Raw genomic sequence first — 20084 nt, 5'->3', positions numbered from 1 at the left:
CAGAAGGACCGGTCTTAACCGACCGCGCCTTCCATCTGCAGCTCGATCAGCCGGTTGAGCTCGAGGGCGTACTCCATGGGCAGCTCCTTCGCGATGGGCTCGACGAAGCCGCGCACGATCATCGCCATCGCCTCGAACTCGCTCAGACCGCGGCTCATCAGGTAGAAGAGCTGGTCCTCGGAGACCTTGGAGACGGTGGCCTCGTGGCCCATGGACACGTCGTCCTCGCGGACGTCCACGTAGGGGTACGTGTCGGAGCGGGAGATGGTGTCGACGAGCAGCGCGTCGCAGAGCACGTTCGACTTGGAGCCGGCGGCACCCTCACCGATCTCGACGAGACCGCGGTAGGACGTACGGCCGCCACCGCGCGCCACGGACTTCGAGACGATGTTGGAGGAGGTGTTCGGCGCCATGTGGACCATCTTGGAGCCGGCGTCCTGGTGCTGGCCCTCGCCCGCGAACGCGATGGACAGGGTCTCGCCCTTGGCGTGCTCGCCCATCAGGTAGACGGCCGGGTACTTCATCGTCACCTTGGAGCCGATGTTGCCGTCGATCCACTCCATGGTCGCGCCCTCGTAGGCGACGGCGCGCTTGGTGACCAGGTTGTAGACGTTGTTCGACCAGTTCTGGATGGTCGTGTAGCGGCAGCGGGCGTTCTTCTTGACGATGATCTCGACGACCGCGGAGTGCAGCGAGTCCGACTTGTAGATCGGGGCGGTGCAGCCCTCGACGTAGTGCACGTAGGCACCCTCGTCGACGATGATCAGGGTCCGCTCGAACTGGCCCATGTTCTCCGTGTTGATGCGGAAGTAGGCCTGGAGCGGGATCTCCACGTGGACGCCCGGCGGGACGTAGATGAAGGAGCCGCCCGACCACACCGCGGTGTTCAGGGAGGCGAACTTGTTGTCACCGACCGGGATGACGGTCCCGAAGTACTCCTTGAAGAGCTCCGGGTGCTCCTTCAGAGCGGTGTCGGTGTCGAGGAAGATGACGCCCTGCTCCTCCAGGTCCTCGCGGATCTGGTGGTAGACGACCTCGGACTCGTACTGGGCCGCGACACCGGCGACGAGGCGCTGCTTCTCCGCCTCGGGGATGCCGAGCTTGTCGTACGTGTTCTTGATGTCCTCGGGCAGGTCCTCCCAGGACTCCGCCTGCTTCTCCGTGGAACGTACGAAGTACTTGATGTTGTCGAAGTCGATACCGGAAAGGTCCGAGCCCCAGTTCGGCATGGGCTTCTTGTCGAAGAGACGCAGGCCCTTGAGACGGAGCTTGGTCATCCACTCGGGCTCGGACTTCTTCGCGGAGATGTCCTTGACGACATCCTCGCTCAGACCGCGCTTCGCAGAGGCGCCGGCTTCGTCGGAGTCGGCCCAGCCGTATTCGTACTTGCCCAGGCCCTCGAGCTCAGGGTGGGCAGTCTCCGTGGGGAGAGTCATGCGGGGTTCCTCCCGGCCGTGCTTGCAGATGCGTTATCGGTGATGTGGGAAATCTTTGGGATGAACGTCGTGCAGACGCCGTCGCCGTGCGCGATGGTCGCCAGCCGCTGGACGTGTGTCCCGAGCAACTCGGCGAAGATCTCCGTCTCCGCCTCGCACAGCTGCGGGAACTGCTCCGCGACATGGGCGACCGGGCAGTGGTGCTGGCACAGCTGCTCGCCTTTTTGCGGGAGGGGTGCGCTGCGCGCCGTAGCAGCGTACCCGTCGGCGCTCAGGGCCTTGGCCAGGGCTTCGGTGCGCTCGTCCGGGCTGACGGCCTCGATCGCCTTGCGGTAGGCACGCGCCTGGGCGGCGATCCGGGCCCGGGCGAAGGCGGCGACCGCCTCGCTCCCGCCCTCACGCTCGGCGATCCACTTCAGGGCGTCCGCGGCGAGCTTGTCGTACGACTGGTCGAAGGCGTCGCGGCCGCAGTCGGTGAGCGCGAAGACCTTGGCGGGGCGGCCACGCGTGCGCGTGCCGTACACCCGCTGTTCCCGGGCCTCCACGACGTCGTCCGCGACCAGCGCGTCCAGATGCCTGCGTACGGCGGCCTGGGTCAGTCCCAGCCGGCCGGCCAGCTCGGCGACGGTGGACGGCCCGTGGTCCAGGATGGACCGCGCGACCCGGTTGCGCGTCGAGCGCTCACCGGTCGCGAGTTCCTCCTGAGGGGCCCCCGTGGGGGTCTCCCGAGCCTCGCCGACGTTTTTCACAACGCCATTGTTGCGTAATTCCTCAAAGCCAGGCAAGCCGCGTCCGGACTCCTCGACGGTGCCCTGCGTCACTTAGGCATACCTAATCTGACCTGCGGAAACGATCTTTGATCGATCAATTCGGTGGCGCGGCCGGACTCGCTCCGGGACACTGCCGAACCATGTCGACACCCCCTCCGACCGGCCCACTTGTCACCCGCGACACCCTCGCCGCACAACTGCGCGAGCTAGGCGTCCAAAGCGGTGACACGCTTCTCGTGCACTCCTCGCTCAGCTCCCTCGGCTGGGTCTGCGGAGGACCCGTCACGGTCGTCCGGGGACTGCTCGACGCGCTCGGCCCGGACGGCACCCTCGTGGTCCCCACCCAGTCCGGCGACCTCTCCGACCCGGCGGTGTGGAGCAATCCGCCGGTGCCCGAGGAGTGGTGGAACACGATCCGGGCGACGATGCCCGCGTACGACCCCCTGGTGACGCGCGCGCTCGGGGTCGGCGTCGTCCCGGAGACCGTACGGACCTGGCCGGGAGCCCTGCGCAGTGCGCATCCGCAGACGTCCTTCGCCGCCGTCGGACCGCGTGCCGCGGAGATCGTCGAGGGCCATGCCCTCGACTGCCGCCTGGGCGAGCGCAGCCCGCTGGCCCGGCTGGAGGCGCTCCACGCGCGCGTGCTGCTGCTCGGCGCCGGTTACGACGCGTGCACCTGCTTCCATCTGGCCGAGTACCGCATCCCGTCGCCGCTGGTGAAGGTGGGGCGGCCGGGGCCCGCGGGCTGGGAGGTGGTGACCGAGGTGTCGATCACCTCGGACCGCTTCGACGAGCTGGGCCATGACTTCGAGCGGGACCGTCCCGTCGTCCGCGGGAAGGTGGGCGCGGCCGACGTACGGCTGTTTCCGCTGGCGGACGCGGTGGCGTACGCCCAGCGGTGGCTGGAGATACACCGGCCCCGCGCCGAGGAGATCTGAACCGGGCGGCGAGGAGATACGAAGCCGGCCGAGTCGGGAGAGGTGAACCCGGCCGTTCGGGTTACCGCCCACGTACCTAGACTCTGGAGCCATGCGAACTGAGCCCGTGGTCCAGGTCCAGGCCCTGGTGAAGCGGTACGGCGGCAAAACCGCGGTGGACGGTCTCGATCTGGTGGCCCGGGCCGGTGTCACCGCCGTCCTCGGACCCAACGGCGCGGGCAAGACGACCACGGTCGAGACCTGCGAGGGGTACCGGAGGCCGGACTCCGGCACGGTGCGCGTCCTGGGCCTCGACCCGGTGAGACAGTCCGGCGAGCTGCGGCCCCGTATCGGCGTGATGCTGCAGTCCGGCGGCGTCTACTCGGGCGCGCGGGCGGACGAGATGCTGCGCCATGTCGCCAAGCTGCACGCGCACCCCCTGGACGTCGACGCCCTCATCGAGCGGCTCGGGCTGGGCAGCTGCGGACGGACCACGTACCGGCGCCTGTCCGGCGGCCAGCAGCAGCGGCTCGCGCTCGCCATGGCCGTGGTCGGCCGCCCGGAGCTGGTGTTCCTGGACGAACCGACCGCCGGACTCGACCCGCAGGCCCGCCGCGCCACCTGGGACCTGGTCCGGGACCTGCGCGCCGACGGCGTCTCCGTGATCCTCACGACCCACTACATGGACGAGGCCGAGCAGCTCGCCGACGACGTCGCGATCATCGACGCCGGCCGGGTCATCGCCCAGGGCTCCCCGGAGGAGCTGTGCCGCGGCGGCGCCGAGAACACCCTCCGCTTCACCGGCCGCCCCGGCCTGGACGTGGGCTCCCTGCTGAAGGCCCTGCCCGCCGACTGCACGGCCGCGGAGCTGACCCCGGGCTCGTACAGGGTCGTCGGCAAGGTCGATCCGCAACTGCTCGCGACGGTGACGTCGTGGTGTGCGCAGCACGGGGTGATGCCGGAGAAGATCTCGGTGGAGCGGCACACCCTGGAAGACGTTTTCTTGGAGCTCACCGGCAAGGAGTTGCGCTCATGATTCCGGCCCGGACAGAGATCGGCCGGGGGTCCGGCCCGCGGCGCAGCCGCAATCAGGCGCAACGTCCCCCGGGAAAACACAGCCTGGAACTCACTGGCAAGGAGCCGCGCTCGTGACCGCCGCCGGGACCTACACCCCCAAGCCGGGGGCCGCGCCCCTCCCCCGCATGATCGCGACGCAGGCGGCGCTCGAGACGAAGATGCTGCTGCGCAACGGCGAGCAGCTGCTCCTGACCGTCGTGATCCCCACCCTCCTGCTGGTCCTGTTCAGCTCGGTGGACATCGTCGACACCGGCGCGGGCGAGGCCGTCGACTTCCTGACCCCCGGCATCCTCGCGCTCGCCGTGATGTCGACGGCTTTCACGGGGCAGGCGATCGCCACGGGCTTCGAGCGCCGGTACGGCGTGCTGAAGCGGCTGGCCTCCTCGCCGCTGCCCCGCTGGGCGCTGATGACGGCGAAGACGGCGTCGGTGCTGGTCACGGAGGTCCTGCAGATCCTCCTGCTGACGATGATCGCCTTCGCCCTCGGCTGGTCGCCGCACGGCAACCCGGCAGCCGTCGTCCTCCTGCTGGTCCTCGGGACGGCCGCCTTCTCGGGGCTGGGCCTGCTGATGGCCGGCACCCTCAAGGCCGAGGCCACCCTGGCCGCCGCCAACCTGGTCTTCCTGCTGCTGCTCGTCGGCGGCGGGGTCATCGTGCCGCTGGACAAGTTCCCGTCCGGTGCGCAGGACGTCCTCGGCCTGCTGCCGATCTCGGCCCTGTCGGACGGGCTGCGCGATGTGCTCCGGCACGGGGCCGGGATGCCCTGGGGCGACCTGGGGATTCTGGCCGTCTGGGCAGTCGTGGGGCTGGGGGCCGCGGGGAAGTTCTTCCGCTGGGAGTGAAGGGGAGGACGTGGGAGCGGCGCGGAGTGACGCGCGGCTCCCACCGTGACGGGCTGGGGTGAGGGATGCCGGGGACTTCGCAGACGTCGTGGGGAGCCTTCCTGCGGCTGTTCGCCCGGGGCGCCGACGGGATACGCGTGGCGCTGGACTGGGAGGGGCTGGGGACGCTGCACCGCGCCGGGCACGCCCGGATCGTGCGTGCGGACAGTGTCCTGACCGGCCGGAGGCCGCCGTGCGACTACTACGCCCCCTGGTACGCCGACCCCTCGGGCCGCCCCACCGACTACCGCGCCGCCGACGCGCGGCCACTGTGCCACGCGGATCTGTCGGCCCACGGCCAGGGACTCACTGCCGACCAGCGCGAACGCGTCGGCTACTTCGAACGAGCCCTGGCCACGCAGACCACACGGCTCTGCCTGCCCACCCTCGACCTCGGCGGCGGCCGGTGCCTGGTCCTCGACGGCAACCACCGGCTGATCGCCGCGCTGCGCCTCGCCGCCGCGGGGACGCCCCGCCGCATCTCGGAGTTCCGGGTGACCCTCCCGCTGGACCGTTCGCTTCTTCCTGATCTTCGGCACTGGGTGGCAGACTGACCCGGCACAGCACAACTCCCCTGTGGACGGGGAGCGTTGAAGGGCTGGCCACGGGGGAGGGCAGGCCGTGGGACACGGAGACCGCGCGCAGGGCACGCTACGCAGGCGGCCCGGGCGCAGACCGCCCCTGCGCATCCGGGAGCGCGTCGGCCCGTGGCTGATCGGGCTCATGGCGGCCATCGGCAGCTACGCCTCGGCGGTCGCCACGATTCCGGGCGACGGCTGGTGGCGCCACGCGGCCGCGGCGGCCGGAGCCGTCGCCGCCGCCAGCGCCGTCGTGGCCGCGTTGCCGCGCGGCGGCGCCGGGCCCCGACGGGCCGATTCCCCGCCTCCCCGGGTCGCCCTGCGCTGCGCCCAGGGCGACACCACCTGGGGGGCATGGCTGGCGGACCTGCTGGAGTCGGCAGGGCTGCGGCCCGTCTGGGAGCCCTGGGACCAGCAGGTGCGCGGCCCGCGGGACGTCGATCTCACGGTGGTGATCGTCTCCGCGGGCTCGGCGCTGTGGCCTGCAACGCCGGCGCCCGAGCGGCGATGCCTGTATCTGCGGGTGGAGGACTGCCCCGTGCCGGAGGTGGCGCGGGACGCGCTGGTGGATCTGGCAGGACTGCCCAAGGAGGTCGCCGCCGCCCAGGTCATGGACCGCGTCACGGCGGCGACGGGCATCCGGGCCGAGCCCGTGGCAGGACGTCCCGACCCGGTCCCCTACCCCGGGCTGGACTCCGCCGTGTCCAACCTGCCGCCGCGCAACACCCTGTTCACCGACCGCGACGACATCCTGCGCCGGCTCAGCTCGCTGTTCCTCGGGCCCGATCACGCCCTGGAGCTGTGCTCCTGCGCGGTGGTCGGCGTCGGCGGGGTGGGCAAGTCACAGCTCGCCGCCGAGTACGCCCACCGCTTCGCCTCGCACTACGACCTGCTCTGGTGGATCAAGGCCGAGTCGCCGGTGTCGGTCCTCGACGACCTCACCCTGCTCGCCCGTCGGCTCGACGTGTCGTACGACGAGGACGGCGGGGTGACCCTCGGCGCGCTGTGGCGGGCGCTGCGCGAACGCCGGCGCTGGCTGCTGGTCTTCGACAACGCCCTCGACCCGGCGGACCTGGAGGCCTACTGGCCGCCGCTGAACAACGGGGACGTGCTCGTCACGTCGTACGTGCGCACCTGGCGCGGCCGGATCACGACGGTGCTCCCCCTGGAGGTGTTCCGGGAGGAGGACGCCGTGGAGTTCCTGCGGCGGCGCAGCCGGGACCGGGTGACGCCGGCGGACACCGCGGTCACCGTGGCCCGGGCGCTCGGCCACCTCCCGTTGGTGCTGGAACACGCCGCCGCGTACGCGGAGGAGACGGGCACCACACTCGCCCAGTTCGAACGGGTCCTGGAACTCCAGCCGGACACGGCACCGGTGCTGTCCCAGGAGACCTGGTACCAGCCCCGGATGACCGCCACCTGGCAGATGTCGCTGAGCCGCGCCTGCGACGAGCAGCCCCGTGCCCGCGAAGTCGCCCTGCTGCTGGCCTTCCTCGACGCCGACCGCATTCCGCGTGGCCTGCTGGCAGCCCATGCCGCCGTCCTCCCGGAGCCGTTGTGCGGCCTGCTGGACAGTGAACTCGGCGTCAACCGGCTGCTGCGCCCCCTGATCTCGTTCTCGCTGATCCGGGCCAACGATCACACCGACATCTCCGTCTCCCGGCAGATCCAGGACTTTCTGCGTTCCACCCTGGACGCCACCGAGCACCGCCGCTGGGCGGACGCGGCGGTGCTGCTGGTCGCCTCGGCCTTCCCCGCGGATCCCAGGGATCCGGCGCACTGGCCGGAGTGCGGCCGGCTGCTGCCCCATGTGCTGTCCGTGGTGCGGCACGGAGGGGCGAACGGCACCACGCAGTCGGCGGCACTGGGCCGGCTGCTGCACCGGGCCGGCACCTATCTGCACTGCCGGGGCGACTTCACGCGCGCCCGCGACCTGCTCCAGGAGGCCCTGGCGGTGCGGGAGTCCGAGGCGGAGCCGGATCGTGCCGCGTCGGCCGAGACCCTGGCCACGCTGGGCCGGGTCCACTACCACCTCGCGTCCCTGGACGAGGCCCTGCGCTGCACCGAGCGCGCCGTCCGCCTGTACACCGAGCTCCACGGGGCGGACGACCCGGCGGTGGCGCGGCAGCTGCTGCATCTGAGCCGGGTCCAGCGCGAGCAGTGGCAGCTGACGGCCGCCGAGAACACCGCCCGGCGGGCGCTGACCGTTTTCACGGTGACCTACGGCACACAGGACCCGAACACGGCGGACTGCCTCATGGTCCTGGGCGACGTCCACTGGCGACGGGACGACCTCGACGGAGCGCTGGACTGCTACACGCGGGCGCTGACCCTGCGCGAGCGCGCGCCGCGCCCCCGTCCGGCCGACCTGGCCACGGCGCACAAGCACCTGGCGATCATCGCCCTCGAACAGGACGATCCGGCGAGCGCCCGGGAGCATCTGGAGCGCGCCCGTGCCCTGCTCCTGCCTGCGTACGACGAGGACCACCCCGACATCGGCGACGTCGACAACCACCTCGGCGAGGCGCTGCGCCGGCTCGGACTCACCGACGAAGCGCGTACGGCCCTGCTGCACGCCCTGCGGATCCGCGGCCGGCACGGCGACCACCCCGACGCGGTCGGCACGCTGATCCGGCTGGGCCGACTGCACCGCGACACGGGCGAGCTGGAGCAGTCGTACGAGCGTTTGACCCAGGCCCGGCGGATGGCTGCCGCCGTCATGGGTCCCGACCATCCCTACGTGGCCGACGCGGAGCGGGATCTGGCCGAGACACTGTTCGTCGACGGCCGCACGGCGGAGGCGATCGACACGCTGACAGAGGCACTGCGCCGGTACGAGGGCGCGTACGGCGCCGACCACTCCCTCAGTGCCGGGGTCCGGGCCCGGCTGGGGCGGATGGACCCCGGTTCCCGCGACCCCTCGTCGGCCTGACAGGTGTACGCGAGGCTGCCCGGGACCTTCCCGGGGACCCTCGTGAAAGCGTGCACAAGCGGCCGCCTACGATAGGGCGCGTGCCAAACGTGACCCGCGCCGACGCCGTAGCGGCCGTGCGCAACCCGCTCGCCTTCATCGCCGCACGCTGGACCCCGACCCCGAGAACGGTCCAGCGGGCGGCTCTCGCCGCGCTCGTGATGTCGGTGCTCATCGTGGTCACCGGCGGTGCGGTACGGCTCACCGGGTCCGGGCTCGGCTGCCCGACCTGGCCCAAGTGCACCGACGACTCCCTCACCGCCACCAGCGAGATGGGCTTGCACGGCGCCATCGAGTTCGGCAACCGCATGCTGACGTACGTGCTGTGCGCGGCCGTCGGCTGGGCGATCATCGCCGCGCGCTCCGAGAAGCCGTACCGGCGCGGCCTGACCCGGCTGGGCTGGGCGCAGTTCTGGATCGTGATGAGCAACGCGGTGCTCGGCGGCATCGTCGTCCTGGTCGGCCTCAATCCGTACACGGTCGCGGCCCACTTCGTGGCGACGTCCGCCCTCATCGCGGTCGCCACGGTGATGTGGCAGCGCACCCGGGAGGGCGACGCGGCGCCACGCCCCCTGGTCGGCAAGGCGGTGCAGCAACTGGTGTGGGTCCTGGTCGGGGCCTCGGTGCTGCTGATCCTGGTCGGCACGGTGGTCACCGGCGCGGGTCCGCACGCGGGCGACTCCAGCGAGGTCGAGCGGATGCCGGTCGACTGGGAGACCGTCAGCAAGCTGCACGCGGTGCTGGCCTGGATCGTGGTCACGCTGACGTTCGCCCTGTGGTTCGTCCTCAAGGCGGTCGACGCCCCGAAGGGCCCCCTGAACCGCACCCGCGACCTCTTCCTGGTCCTCCTCGCCCAGGGCGTCATCGGCTACGTCCAGTACTTCACGGACCTCCCGGAGGTGCTGGTCGGCCTGCACATGTTCGGCTCGGCCGTGACGTGGATCGCCGTCCTGCGCGTGCTGCTGGCCCTGCGGGAACGGCCCGAGGCGGAACTGCCCGACCTGCCCGTTCAGTCGTACGAGGCCACGAGCGCGTCGATCGCCGGTCCCAGGTAGTCCCGGGTCAGCCCGGCCCTGCGCGCCGCCCACCCCTCGGTCGGCGGCGCGGCGTCTTCGCCGTAGCGGCGGCTGCGGATGTCCTCGACCACCTCTACGGACGCCCCGAGCCCGGGCAGCAGATCCAGCGCCTCCCTCTTGGTGATCAGGCGGCCGTCGCGCAGGGTGACGCTTGCCCGGGCGAAGGTGACCAGCCCCAGGTCGACCCAGACGTCCCGCGTCCACAGCTCGGCGTTGTCGACGGCCGGTCGCCAGAACTCCCGCTGGTCGCGTACGACGAAGGCGCCGAGCTCCCGGTCCGAGACCGGCGGCAGCAGTCCGGCCGGCGCCCGCCCGTGCAGCACCCGTCCGAAGGCGTGCAGCTCACGCCGGGTCACCGGGGTCACCGGCCGTCTGAACAGTTCCTCGTGCGCCCAGGTGAGATGGCGGCGGCCGGGGTCGTCGGCCGTGTCGGGCGTCAGATACGTGCAGTGCAGCAGCGCGGCGAGCGGCTCGGCCCGCAGCCGGGCGTGGAGCTTCGCCAGCCGCCAGACGGTGCGGGGCGTGAGCGGGCCGTCCAGTACGGCGATCAGGTCCAGGTCGCTGCGGCCCTCCTGGTAGTCGCCGCCGGCGAGCGAGCCGTGCGCCCAGACGGCGAGCGGGGCGAACGGTTGCAGGGCGGTGACGAAGCGGTCGAGTAACACGTCGGTCTGCATCGGCCCAGTCTGGGCAGGGCGCGACAAGCCGTAAACCCCGTCACTCCAGCCCGTACACGCGCCGAGCGTTCCCCGCCGCCACCATCCCCGCCACCCGTTGCGCGTCCGTCAGCGACCACGCCCCCTCGGCCACCCAGCCGCCGAGGACCCGGCCGAGGGCCTCGCGGAAGAGACGGGCGCCGACCACATGCAGTTCGGGCAGGGCCTGCGCCCCGCTGGAGAAGAGGATCTTGCCGAAGGGGGCCAGTTCCAGGATCTCGGCGAGGATCGTGGCCGCGCGGGCGCCCGTGCGGATGAGGGCGGCGCCCGAGTCGGCGTAGACGTGCGGGAAGACGCCGGCCAGGTGGGCGGCGTGGCGGTGGTACGGGTAGCCGTGCAGCAGGATCAGGTCGGTGCCGAGGCCGGCCGTCGCGCGGACGAAGTCCGTCAGCAGTACCGGGTCCGTGCGGTCGATGCGCAGGCCCGGCTCCCCGAGCCCCGCGTGCAGCTGGAGCGGCAGTCCGGACGCCACGGCGATCCACAGCAGGTGCCGTAGCAGCACCGGGTCGCTCAGCTCACCGCCGACGGTGCGCGCCGCCAGCCAGCGCCCCGCCGCGCCCCGCACCTCCCCCGGCCCCGGCGGCTCGGGTGCGAGGGCGAGGCCGTGCCGTACGCCCGCCACGGAGGTGAAGGCGACCGCGTTCACCGCCGCGCCGTGCACCGACTCGGCGAGGTTGGCGAGGAACGACTCGACGGTGCCCGAGGTGTCGGCGACCTGTTCGGCGAGGAGTTCGAGGCGCACGATCTCATGGGCCTCGGCGGACGCGGCCGTCGCCATCTCCGGGGGGCCGGTGAGGTCGCCGGGCAGGCCCGTGTCGATCAGGTACGTCGTGATGCCGCTGCCGCGCAGCAGGCGCCGGCCAGCCTCCAGTACGCCGAGTTCACGGCGCCTGGCCAGATAGCGGGCGGGCTGGCAGTGCGGTTCCAGGCCCAGCAGTGGGGGGCACCAGCGGCGTACGGCGAAACCGGTCTGTGTGTCGAACAGCGTGGTGCCGGGAGCCGGTGGGCCTTCGGTGCGGGCCAGCTGGGCCTCGAAGGTGCCGAGGCCCAGTTCCGTTCGCAGTACGCCGTGGCAGTACTGGTCCACGAGGGACGGCGTTTCGATCATCCGGGCTCCCCGTTGCGCTGGACCGTGTGCTCCTCACAGGTCCTAACGGGTGAACCGGGCAACAGGTGTTGGTGTCACACACCCCATGCGAAACGCCGACGGGTCTCAGCCGTTGCTGGGCCCACCGACCTGGATACCCGCCATACGGCTCCACTCGTACGGGCCGGTCTTCACCTTGGCCGCGAACTCGCCGTCGAAGGACTCGTGGGCCGTGACGCCGGACTTCTCCACCGCCTTCTCGGCGATCTCGTACGACGGTGCCACCAGGTCGCCCCAGCCGCCGTCCTCACCGACGAGCACGATGCGGGCGCCGCGCTGTCCGATGTACGCGACCTGGGCCTCGGCGCCGCCGTGGGACTTCGCGAAGGTGTTGATCTGCTTGGCCAGCTTGGCCACCTTGTCTGCCATGGCCAGGATGCTACCGATGGGTAGGTCGAATGGCGACGGGCAGGGTGAGTGACCCATGCCTCAGGGCCCCCACTTCAGGGCCTCAAGAGGCCCCTACCTCAGGAAGGGGTCCACCGCCACCGCCACGAACAGCAGCGACACATAGGTGATCGACCAGTGGAACAGGCGCATCTCCTTCAGCTTCGCGCCCGTCACCTCCGCCTTCGCGCGGTTCTGCAGCGCGTGCGCCTCCCACAGCCACCAGCCGCCCGCGGCCAGCGCGACCGCGGTGTAGAACCAGCCCGTGTAGCCGAGCGGCGTGAGCAGCAGCGACACCGCGACCATCACCCAGCTGTAGATGACGATCTGCTTGGCGACGACCTTGTTGGAGGCCATGACGGGGAGCATGGGCACGCCCACGCGCGCGTAGTCCTCTTTCACCTTCATGGACAGCGGCCAGTAGTGCGGCGGCGTCCAGAAGAAGATCACCAGGAAGAGGATGAGCGGCGCCCAGGTGAGGGAGTTCGTGACGGCCGTCCAGCCGATCAGCACCGGCATGCAGCCGGCGATGCCGCCCCACACGATGTTCTGCGAGGTACGGCGCTTGAGGATCATCGTGTAGACGACGACGTAGAAGAGGAGCGCTCCGAGGGAGAGCCAGGCGCTCAGCCAGTTGACGGTGAGGCCGAACATCAGCGTCGAGACGACCGCCAGCGTGATGCCGAAGGCCAGACACTCGCGCGGACTGACCATCCCGGTGACCAGCGGGCGCTGCGAGGTGCGGTCCATGAGCGCGTCGATGTCACGGTCGATGTACATGTTCAGCGCGTTGGCGCCGCCGGCCGACAGGTACCCGCCGACGCAGGTGAGCAGCACCAGACCGAGGTCGGGCACGCCCTGCTCGGCGAGGAACATCACCGGAACGGTGGTGATCAGCAGCAGCTCGATGATCCGCGGCTTGGTAAGCGCCACGAACGCCTTGACCCGGGCCCCGATCGGCCGCCGGCTCGGGCTCTGGCTCGTCCCGATAATCCCCGCTGGACGGGATTCAACGGCCGTCACGCACACCCCTGACAGAGACATCCCAGCAAGCCTCCCCGTGTGAAGTCCCGGTAAAGGCTCGCGCGTACCACGCCACTGTAGACGTTGCCCAGACCCGGACATTCGCGGGGGTCGGGTCGTGTTGAGCAGGGCCGCCGGAAGAGCTCGCCACCTCTCTGTTGAGCACTCGGACGAGCGGCTGCGTATTCAGTTGCCGAATGCGATCCAGCCCAGTGGGGAGGCGGATCCCCGTCAGTCCCGGCAGTCTGGAATGACTCGAAAAGACGCACGTACTCACGGGGGTAGGCTCGACCACGGCCGGGGCGCCCCGTGCACCGGCATTCGACATGCGTGACATGTGGAGAGGAGCCCTGACCCAGGGTGAGCACCAAGCCGACCACCACAGACCTCGAGTGGACCGAGTTGGACCAGCGGGCCGTCGACACCGCCCGCGTCCTGGCCGCCGATGCCGTACAGAAGGTCGGCAACGGCCATCCGGGTACGGCGATGAGCCTGGCGCCTGCCGCCTACACCCTCTTCCAGAAGGTGATGCGGCACGACCCGGCGGACCCGGAGTGGGTCGCCCGCGACCGCTTCGTACTGTCCGCGGGCCACTCGTCCCTGACCCTGTACACCCAGCTGTACCTGGCCGGCTTCGGCCTGGAGCTGGACGACCTGAAGGCGTTCAGGACGTGGGGTTCGAAGACCCCCGGTCACCCGGAGTACGGCCACACCAAGGGCGTCGAGACGACGACCGGCCCGCTCGGCCAGGGTGTCGCCAACGCCGTCGGCATGGCCATGGCCGCCCGCTACGAGCGCGGTCTGTTCGACCCGGAGGCCCCCGAGGGCACCTCCCCCTTCGACCACTACGTCTACTGCATCGCCGGTGACGGCTGCCTCCAGGAGGGCATCTCCGCCGAGGCGTCCTCGCTGGCCGGCCACCAGAAGCTCGGCAACCTGGTCCTGCTGTGGGACGACAACCACATCTCGATCGAGGGCGACACCGAGACGGCCGTCTCCGAGGACACCGTCAAGCGGTACGAGTCGTACGGCTGGCACGTGCAGCGCATCGCCCCGAAGCCGGACGGCGACCTCGACCCGCACGCCATCTACAACGCGATCGAGGAAGCGAAGAAGGTGACGGACAAGCCGTCCTTCATCGCGATGCGCTCGATCATCGCCTGGCCCGCCCCGAACGCGCAGAACACCGAGGCCGCCCACGGCTCGGCGCTCGGCGACGACGAGGTGGCGGCCACCAAGCGCGTCCTCGGCTTCGACCCGGAGCAGAGCTTCGAGGTGGCCGACGAGGTCATCGCCCACACCCGCCAGGCCCTCGACCGCGGTCGCCAGGCCAAGGCCGAGTGGGAGAAGCAGCTCCAGGAGTGGCGCAACAGCAACCCGGAGCGCGCCGCCGAGTTCGACCGCGTCAGCAAGGGCGAGCTGCCCACCGGCTGGGAGGAGAAGCTCCCGGTCTTCGAGCCCGGCAAGGGCGTCGCGACGCGTGCCGCGTCCGGCAAGGTCCTGCAGGCGCTGGGTGCCGTCATCCCCGAGCTGTGGGGTGGCTCGGCCGACCTGGCCGGCTCCAACAACACGACGATCGACAAGAACAGTTCGTTCCTGCCGGCGGACAACCCGCTGCCCGAGGCGAACCCCTACGGCCGCACGATCCACTTCGGTATCCGCGAGCACTCCATGGCCGCAGAGATGAACGGCATCGCGCTGCACGGCAACACCCGCATCTACGGCGGCACCTTCCTCGTCTTCTCCGACTACATGCGCAACGCCGTGCGTCTGTCGGCGCTGATGCACCTGCCGGTGACGTACGTGTGGACGCACGACTCCATCGGTCTGGGCGAGGACGGCCCGACCCACCAGCCCATCGAGCACCTCGCCTCGCTGCGCGCCATCCCGGGTCTGAACATCGTCCGCCCGGCGGACGCCAACGAGACCGCGATCGCCTGGCGCGAGATCCTCAAGCGCTACACGAAGGTCTTCGGCAAGGGCGCCCCGCACGGGCTCGCGCTGACCCGTCAGGGCGTGCCGACGTACGAGCCCAACGAGGATGCGGCGAAGGGTGGTTACGTCCTCTTCGAGGCGTCGAACGGCACCCCCGAGGTCGTTCTCATCGCCACCGGTTCCGAGGTGCACGTGGCCGTCGAGGCGCGTGAGCGGCTGGAGGCCGACGGTGTGCCGACGCGGGTCGTGTCCATGCCGTCCGTGGAGTGGTTCGAGGAGCAGGACCAGGGGTACCGGGACAGCGTTCTGCCGCCGTCGGTGAAGGCGCGTGTCGCGGTCGAGGCCGGGATCGGTCTGACCTGGCAGAAGTACGTCGGGGACGCCGGCCGCATCGTTTCCCTGGAGCACTTCGGTGCTTCCGCCGACGGCAAGGTCCTCTTCCGCGAGTTCGGCTTCACTGCCGAGAACGTGGCCGCGAAGGCGCGGGAATCCCTCGCCGCCGCCCAGCGCTGACGCTCATATACGACACGTAGGAGATGTAATTCCATGACAGACGCACTCAAGCGCCTCTCCGAGGAAGGCGTCGCGATCTGGCTGGACGACCTGTCGCGCAAGCGGATCACGTCCGGCAACCTCGCCGAGCTGATCGACCAGCAGCACGTCGTGGGCGTCACCACCAACCCGACGATCTTCCAGAAGGCGATCTCTTCCGGGGACGGTTACGAGCAGCAGCTCTCGGACCTCGCCGCCCGCAAGGTCACCGTCGAGGAAGCCGTTCGCATGATCACGACGGCGGACGTCCGGGACGCCGCCGACATCCTGCGCCCGGTCTTCGACGCCACCGGCGGCCAGGACGGCCGGGTGTCGATCGAGGTCGACCCGCGTCTGGCGCACCACACCAAGGCGACGGTCGCCGAGGCCAAGCAGCTGGCCTGGCTGGTGGACCGCCCCAACACCCTCATCAAGATCCCGGCGACCAAGGCGGGCCTGCCGGCCATCACCGAGGTGATCGGCAACGGCATCAGCGTCAACGTCACGCTGATCTTCTCCCTCGAGCGCTACCGCGAGGTCATGGACGCGTACCTCGCGGGCCTGGAGAAGGCCAAGGCCAAGGGCCTGGACCTGTCGCTGATCCACTCCGTGGCGTCCTTCTTCGTGTCCCGCGTGGACACCGAGATCGACAAGCGGCTCGACGCGCTGGGCACCGATGAGGCCAAGGCCGCGCGCGGCAAGGCCGCCGTCGCCAACGCACGCCTGGCCTACCAGGCGTACGAGGAGGTCTTCTCGACGGACCGCTGGAGCGCGCTGGAGAACGCGGGCGCCAACAAGCAGCGTCCGCTGTGGGCCTCCACCGGCGTCAAGGACCCGGCCTACAAGCCGACCCTGTACGTCGACGACCTGGTCGCGCCGAACACGGTCAACACCATGCCGGAAGCCACCCTCCAGGCCACCGAGGAGAGCGGCTCGATCACCGGCGACACCATCACCGGCACCTACGCGCAGGCCCGCGCGGACCTGGACGCCGTCGAGAAGCTCGGGATCTCGTACGACGACGTGGTCCAGGTGCTGGAGGACGAGGGCGTCGAGAAGTTCGAGGCGTCCTGGAACGACCTGCTGAAGTCGACCGAGGCGGAGCTCGAGCGCCTCGCCCCCTCGGAGGGCTGATCCCTTGCCACCCTTCACCGTCACGGAAGCGAACCCGCTTCGTGACGCCGCCGACCGACGGCTCCCGCGTATCGCGGGGCCGTCGGGCCTGGTGATCTTCGGCGTTACGGGCGATTTGTCACGTAAAAAGCTGATGCCCGCCGTGTACGACCTCGCCAACCGGGGCCTGCTGCCGCCGGGCTTCTCGCTGGTCGGCTTCGCCCGCCGCGAGTGGGCCCACGAGGACTTCGCACAGGAGGTCCACGACGCGGTCAAGGAGCACGCCCGCACCCCCTTCCGCGAGGAGGTCTGGCAGCAGCTCATCCAGGGCATGCGCTTCGTCCAGGGCACCTTCGACGACGACGACGCCTTCGAGCGGCTGCGCGGCACCATCGAGGAACTGGACAAGGCCCAGGGCACGGGCGGCAACTTCGCCTTCTACCTGTCGGTGCCCCCGCGCTCCTTCCCGGTGGTCATCCAGCAGCTGAAGAAGCACGGCCTGGCCGACCAGACGGGCGGCTCCTGGCGCCGCGCGGTCATCGAGAAGCCCTTCGGCCACGACCTGAACTCCGCCGAGCAGCTCAACAAGGTCGTCCACGAGGTCTTCGCCCCGGACCAGGTCTTCCGTATCGACCACTACCTGGGCAAGGAGACCGTCCAGAACATCCTGGCGCTGCGGTTCGCCAACACGATGTTCGAGCCGATCTGGAACCGGTCCTTCGTGGACCACGTGCAGATCACCATGGCCGAGGACATCGGCATCGGCGGCCGGGCCGGCTACTACGACGGCATCGGCGCCGCCCGTGACGTCATCCAGAACCACCTCCTCCAGCTCATGGCCCTGACGGCCATGGAGGAGCCCGCCTCCTTCGACGCGGACGCGCTGGCGGCGGAGAAGACCAAGGTGCTGGGTGCCGTACGCCTGCCGAAGGACCTGGGCCGGGACACCGTGTTCGGGCAGTACGCGGCAGGCTGGCAGGGCGGCGAGAAGGCGGTCGGGTACCTCCAGGAGGAGGGCATCGACGCCAAGTCGAAGACCGACACGTACGCCGCGATCAAGCTGGGCATCGACAACCGCCGCTGGGCGGGCGTCCCCTTCTATCTGCGCACCGGCAAGCGGCTCGGGCGCCGGGTGACGGAGATCGCGGTCGTGTTCCAGCGGGCGCCGCACTCCCCCTTCGACACGACGGCCACCGAGGAACTGGGCCAGAACGCGATCGTCATCCGCGTCCAGCCCGACGAGGGCGTCACGGTCCGCTTCGGTTCGAAGGTCCCCGGCACCTCGATGGAGATCCGGGACGTGTCGATGGACTTCGCCTACGGCGAGTCCTTCACGGAGTCCTCGCCCGAGGCGTACGAGCGGCTCATCCTCGACGTTCTCCTCGGCGACGCGAACCTCTTCCCGCGTACCGAGGAGGTCGAACTGTCCTGGAAGATCCTCGACCCGATCGAGGAGTACTGGGACAAGCACGGCAGGCCCGCCCAGTACCCGGCCGGTACCTGGGGCCCCGTCGAGGCGGACGAAATGCTCGAGCGAGACGGACGGAGCTGGCGCCGCCCATGAAGATAGACCTGACCGACACCACGGCCAGCAAGATCAACAAGGCGCTGGTGCAGGGCCGCCGGGCCATCGGCACGCCGGCCGTCGGCATGGTGCTCACGCTGGTCATCGTCACGGACGAGGAGAACGCGTACGACGCCCTGAAGGCCGCCAACGACGCCTCGCACGAGCACCCCTCGCGCACGCTGGTGGTCATCAAGCGCGTCTCGCGTTCGCCCCGCGACCGTACGCAGTCCCGGCTGGACGCCGAGGTGCGGGTGGGCGCGGACGCGGGCAGCGGCGAGACGGTGGTGCTGCGGCTGTACGGCGAGGTGTCCGACCACGCGCAGTCCGTCGTCCTTCCGCTGCTGCTGCCGGACGCCCCGGTGGTGGTCTGGTGGCCGGTGAACGCGCCGCTCGACCCGGCGAACGACCCGCTGGGCTCGCTGGCCCAGCGCCGGGTGACCGACACGTACGCCTCGGAGCAGCCGGTACGGGAGCTGTCGTCCCGCGCCGAGACCTACACCCCGGGCGACACGGATCTCTCCTGGACCCGCATCACTCCGTGGCGGTCGATGCTGGCGGCGGCTCTGGATCAGGTGGTCTGCGAGGTGAAGGCCGTCGAGGTGGAGGGCGAGGAGTTCAACCCGAGCTGTGAGCTGCTGGCGATGTGGCTCGCGGACCGGCTGGACGTGCCCGTGAAGCGGTCGCTGTCGTCGGGCCCCGGTCTGACGGCGGTCCGTATGACCACCGACTGCGGCCCGATAGTGCTCGACCGGGCGGACGGCTCCCTGGCGACCCTCTCCATCCAGGGCCAGCCGGACCGCGCGGTGGCGTTGAAGCGGCGGGAGACGGCCGAGCTGATCGCGGAGGAGCTGCGGCGGCTGGACCCGGACGACACGTACGCGTCGGCGCTGCGGTTCGGGGTGGAGCGGCTGAACTCCGCGCCGGCTTCGGCGGTGCCGGACTCGGCGGTTCGGGGCGCGGAGGCCGCCGAGGCCGCGGTGGCCAAGGCTGTGCAGGCCGTGGCGCTCGCGGATGCCGCTGTGGCCAGGGCGGAGGTGTCGCCGGCCAAAGGGGAGTCTCCGGCCAAAGGAGGAGCGGCCGAGTCTCCCGGCGAAGCCGATGCGCAGGAAGCGGCGGCGCAGGAACCGATGAAGAAGGCGGCGGCGAACTCGTGAGCACTCCGCAGCTGGTCGTGCACCACGACAAGGAGCTGATGGCGCAGGCCGCCGCGGCCCGGCTGATCACGAAGATCGTGGACGCCCAGGCCTCCCGGGGCTCGGCGTCCGTGGTCCTCACCGGCGGCCGCAACGGCAACGGCCTCTTGGCCGCCCTCGCGGCCGCCCCGGCCCGGGACGCCATCGACTGGGCCCGGCTGGACCTCTGGTGGGGCGACGAACGTTTCCTCCCCGAGGGGGACCCGGAGCGCAACGTCACGCAGGCGCGCGAGGCCCTGCTGGACGCGGTGCCGCTGGACCCGAAGCGGGTGCACGCGATGCCCGCCTCGGACGGGCCGTTCGGCACGGACGTGGAGGCGGCGGCCGCCTCGTACGCGGAGGAGCTGGCCCGGGCCGCGGGTCCCGAGAACCACGGCGCGGTGCCGACGTTCGACGTCCTGATGCTGGGCGTGGGTCCCGACACGCACGTGGCGTCCCTCTTCCCGGAACTGCCCGCGGTACGGGAAACAGAACGCACCGTCGTCGGCGTCCACGGCGCCCCGAAGCCGCCGCCGACCCGGGTGACCCTCACGCTGCCGGCGATCCGGGCGGCTCGGGAGGTGTGGCTGCTGGCGGCCGGCGAGGACAAGGCGCAGGCGGCGGCGATCGCCCTCTCCGGCGCGGGCGAGATCCAGGCGCCGGCGGCCGGTGCGTACGGTCGTTCGAGGACCCTGTGGTTGCTGGACTCGGCGGCGGCATCGCAGCTGCCGCGGTCGCTGTATCCGCCTGCGTCTGCGTGACGGGGAGGGATGCGGCGGGGGGATGAATT

17 protein-coding genes are annotated in these 20084 nt (G+C 70.7%); 11 read left to right on the top strand and 6 right to left on the bottom strand.

Going from position 1 to position 20084, the window contains the following annotated elements:
* Positions 1–14: 14 nt before the first annotated feature.
* Positions 15–1436 (bottom strand): Fe-S cluster assembly protein SufB, encoded by a 1422-nt coding sequence (gene sufB, locus ACIREI_RS42275; RefSeq protein ID WP_403345187.1) that lies wholly within the window; start codon positions 1434–1436, stop codon positions 15–17.
* The gene (locus tag ACIREI_RS42270) at positions 1433–2185 is read right to left on the bottom strand and encodes a helix-turn-helix transcriptional regulator (RefSeq protein ID WP_403345185.1); all 753 of its coding nucleotides are present in this window, start codon (positions 2183–2185) and stop codon (positions 1433–1435) included. Before ACIREI_RS42270 ends, sufB begins: the two co-directional genes overlap by 4 nt.
* 161 nt (positions 2186–2346) lie before the next feature.
* On the opposite strand from ACIREI_RS42270, the gene ACIREI_RS42265 reads away from it, so the two are divergent.
* The 6 genes from ACIREI_RS42265 to ACIREI_RS42240 all read left to right on the top strand — a co-directional run bounded on the left by ACIREI_RS42265 (position 2347) and on the right by ACIREI_RS42240 (position 9685).
* Positions 2347–3144 (top strand): aminoglycoside N(3)-acetyltransferase, encoded by a 798-nt coding sequence (locus ACIREI_RS42265; protein ID WP_403345183.1) that lies wholly within the window; start codon positions 2347–2349, stop codon positions 3142–3144.
* A 91-nt stretch (positions 3145–3235) separates the two neighbouring features.
* The gene (locus ACIREI_RS42260; RefSeq protein WP_403345181.1) at positions 3236–4159 is read left to right on the top strand and encodes an ABC transporter ATP-binding protein; all 924 of its coding nucleotides are present in this window, start codon (positions 3236–3238) and stop codon (positions 4157–4159) included.
* 166 nt (positions 4160–4325) lie between these two features.
* A complete protein-coding gene (locus ACIREI_RS42255; protein WP_403345334.1) occupies positions 4326–5042 on the top strand; it encodes an ABC transporter permease in 717 nt (238 codons plus the stop codon).
* A 65-nt stretch (positions 5043–5107) separates the two neighbouring features.
* The gene (locus tag ACIREI_RS42250; protein WP_403345179.1) at positions 5108–5635 is read left to right on the top strand and encodes a hypothetical protein; all 528 of its coding nucleotides are present in this window, start codon (positions 5108–5110) and stop codon (positions 5633–5635) included.
* Between the two features lie 67 nt (positions 5636–5702).
* On the top strand, positions 5703–8591 hold the full coding sequence (fxsT, locus tag ACIREI_RS42245; protein ID WP_403345177.1) for an FxSxx-COOH system tetratricopeptide repeat protein: 2889 nt from the start codon (positions 5703–5705) through the stop codon (positions 8589–8591).
* An 80-nt stretch (positions 8592–8671) separates the two neighbouring features.
* Entirely contained in the window at positions 8672–9685 is a 1014-nt protein-coding gene (locus ACIREI_RS42240) for a heme A synthase (RefSeq protein ID WP_403345175.1), read from the top strand.
* On the opposite strand, the gene ACIREI_RS42235 is transcribed toward ACIREI_RS42240, so the two are convergent.
* From ACIREI_RS42235 to ACIREI_RS42220, 4 genes are all read right to left on the bottom strand, one after another.
* A complete protein-coding gene (locus tag ACIREI_RS42235) occupies positions 9640–10380 on the bottom strand; it encodes a nucleotidyltransferase (protein WP_403345173.1) in 741 nt (246 codons plus the stop codon). The two genes, ACIREI_RS42240 and ACIREI_RS42235, sit on opposite strands and share 46 nt — an antisense overlap.
* A 40-nt stretch (positions 10381–10420) precedes the next feature.
* A complete protein-coding gene (locus ACIREI_RS42230) occupies positions 10421–11527 on the bottom strand; it encodes an amidohydrolase family protein (protein WP_403345171.1) in 1107 nt (368 codons plus the stop codon).
* 105 nt (positions 11528–11632) lie between these two features.
* The gene (locus ACIREI_RS42225; RefSeq protein WP_403345169.1) at positions 11633–11935 is read right to left on the bottom strand and encodes a hypothetical protein; all 303 of its coding nucleotides are present in this window, start codon (positions 11933–11935) and stop codon (positions 11633–11635) included.
* A gap of 93 nt (positions 11936–12028) precedes the next feature.
* Entirely contained in the window at positions 12029–12997 is a 969-nt protein-coding gene (locus ACIREI_RS42220; protein WP_403345167.1) for a heme o synthase, read from the bottom strand.
* Positions 12998–13336: 339 nt separating this feature from the next.
* On the opposite strand from ACIREI_RS42220, the gene tkt reads away from it, so the two are divergent.
* The 5 genes from tkt to pgl are packed head-to-tail and all read left to right on the top strand — an operon-like array spanning position 13337 to position 20055.
* The gene (gene tkt / locus ACIREI_RS42215) at positions 13337–15424 is read left to right on the top strand and encodes a transketolase (protein WP_403345165.1); all 2088 of its coding nucleotides are present in this window, start codon (positions 13337–13339) and stop codon (positions 15422–15424) included.
* Positions 15425–15457: 33 nt separating this feature from the next.
* Positions 15458–16576, top strand: a complete 1119-nt coding sequence (gene tal, locus ACIREI_RS42210) for a transaldolase (protein ID WP_403345163.1) — start codon at positions 15458–15460, stop codon at positions 16574–16576.
* Positions 16577–16580: 4 nt separating this feature from the next.
* Complete coding sequence (gene zwf / locus ACIREI_RS42205) at positions 16581–18119, top strand: glucose-6-phosphate dehydrogenase (RefSeq protein WP_403345161.1); 1539 nt, start codon at positions 16581–16583, stop codon at positions 18117–18119.
* Positions 18116–19276 (top strand): glucose-6-phosphate dehydrogenase assembly protein OpcA, encoded by a 1161-nt coding sequence (gene opcA / locus ACIREI_RS42200; protein ID WP_403345159.1) that lies wholly within the window; start codon positions 18116–18118, stop codon positions 19274–19276. The genes zwf and opcA overlap by 4 nt, the downstream gene beginning before the upstream one ends.
* Positions 19273–20055, top strand: coding sequence for a 6-phosphogluconolactonase (pgl, locus tag ACIREI_RS42195; RefSeq protein WP_403345157.1), 783 nt, complete (start codon positions 19273–19275; stop codon positions 20053–20055). Before opcA ends, pgl begins: the two co-directional genes overlap by 4 nt.
* Positions 20056–20084 lie beyond the last annotated feature (29 nt).

It is taken from the genome of Streptomyces sp. NPDC093591 (assembly GCF_044764885.1).
GTDB lineage: Bacteria > Actinomycetota > Actinomycetes > Streptomycetales > Streptomycetaceae > Streptomyces.
The sequence above is the reverse complement of the archived record's forward strand: the minus strand, read 5'-3'. Positions and strand labels throughout refer to the sequence as shown.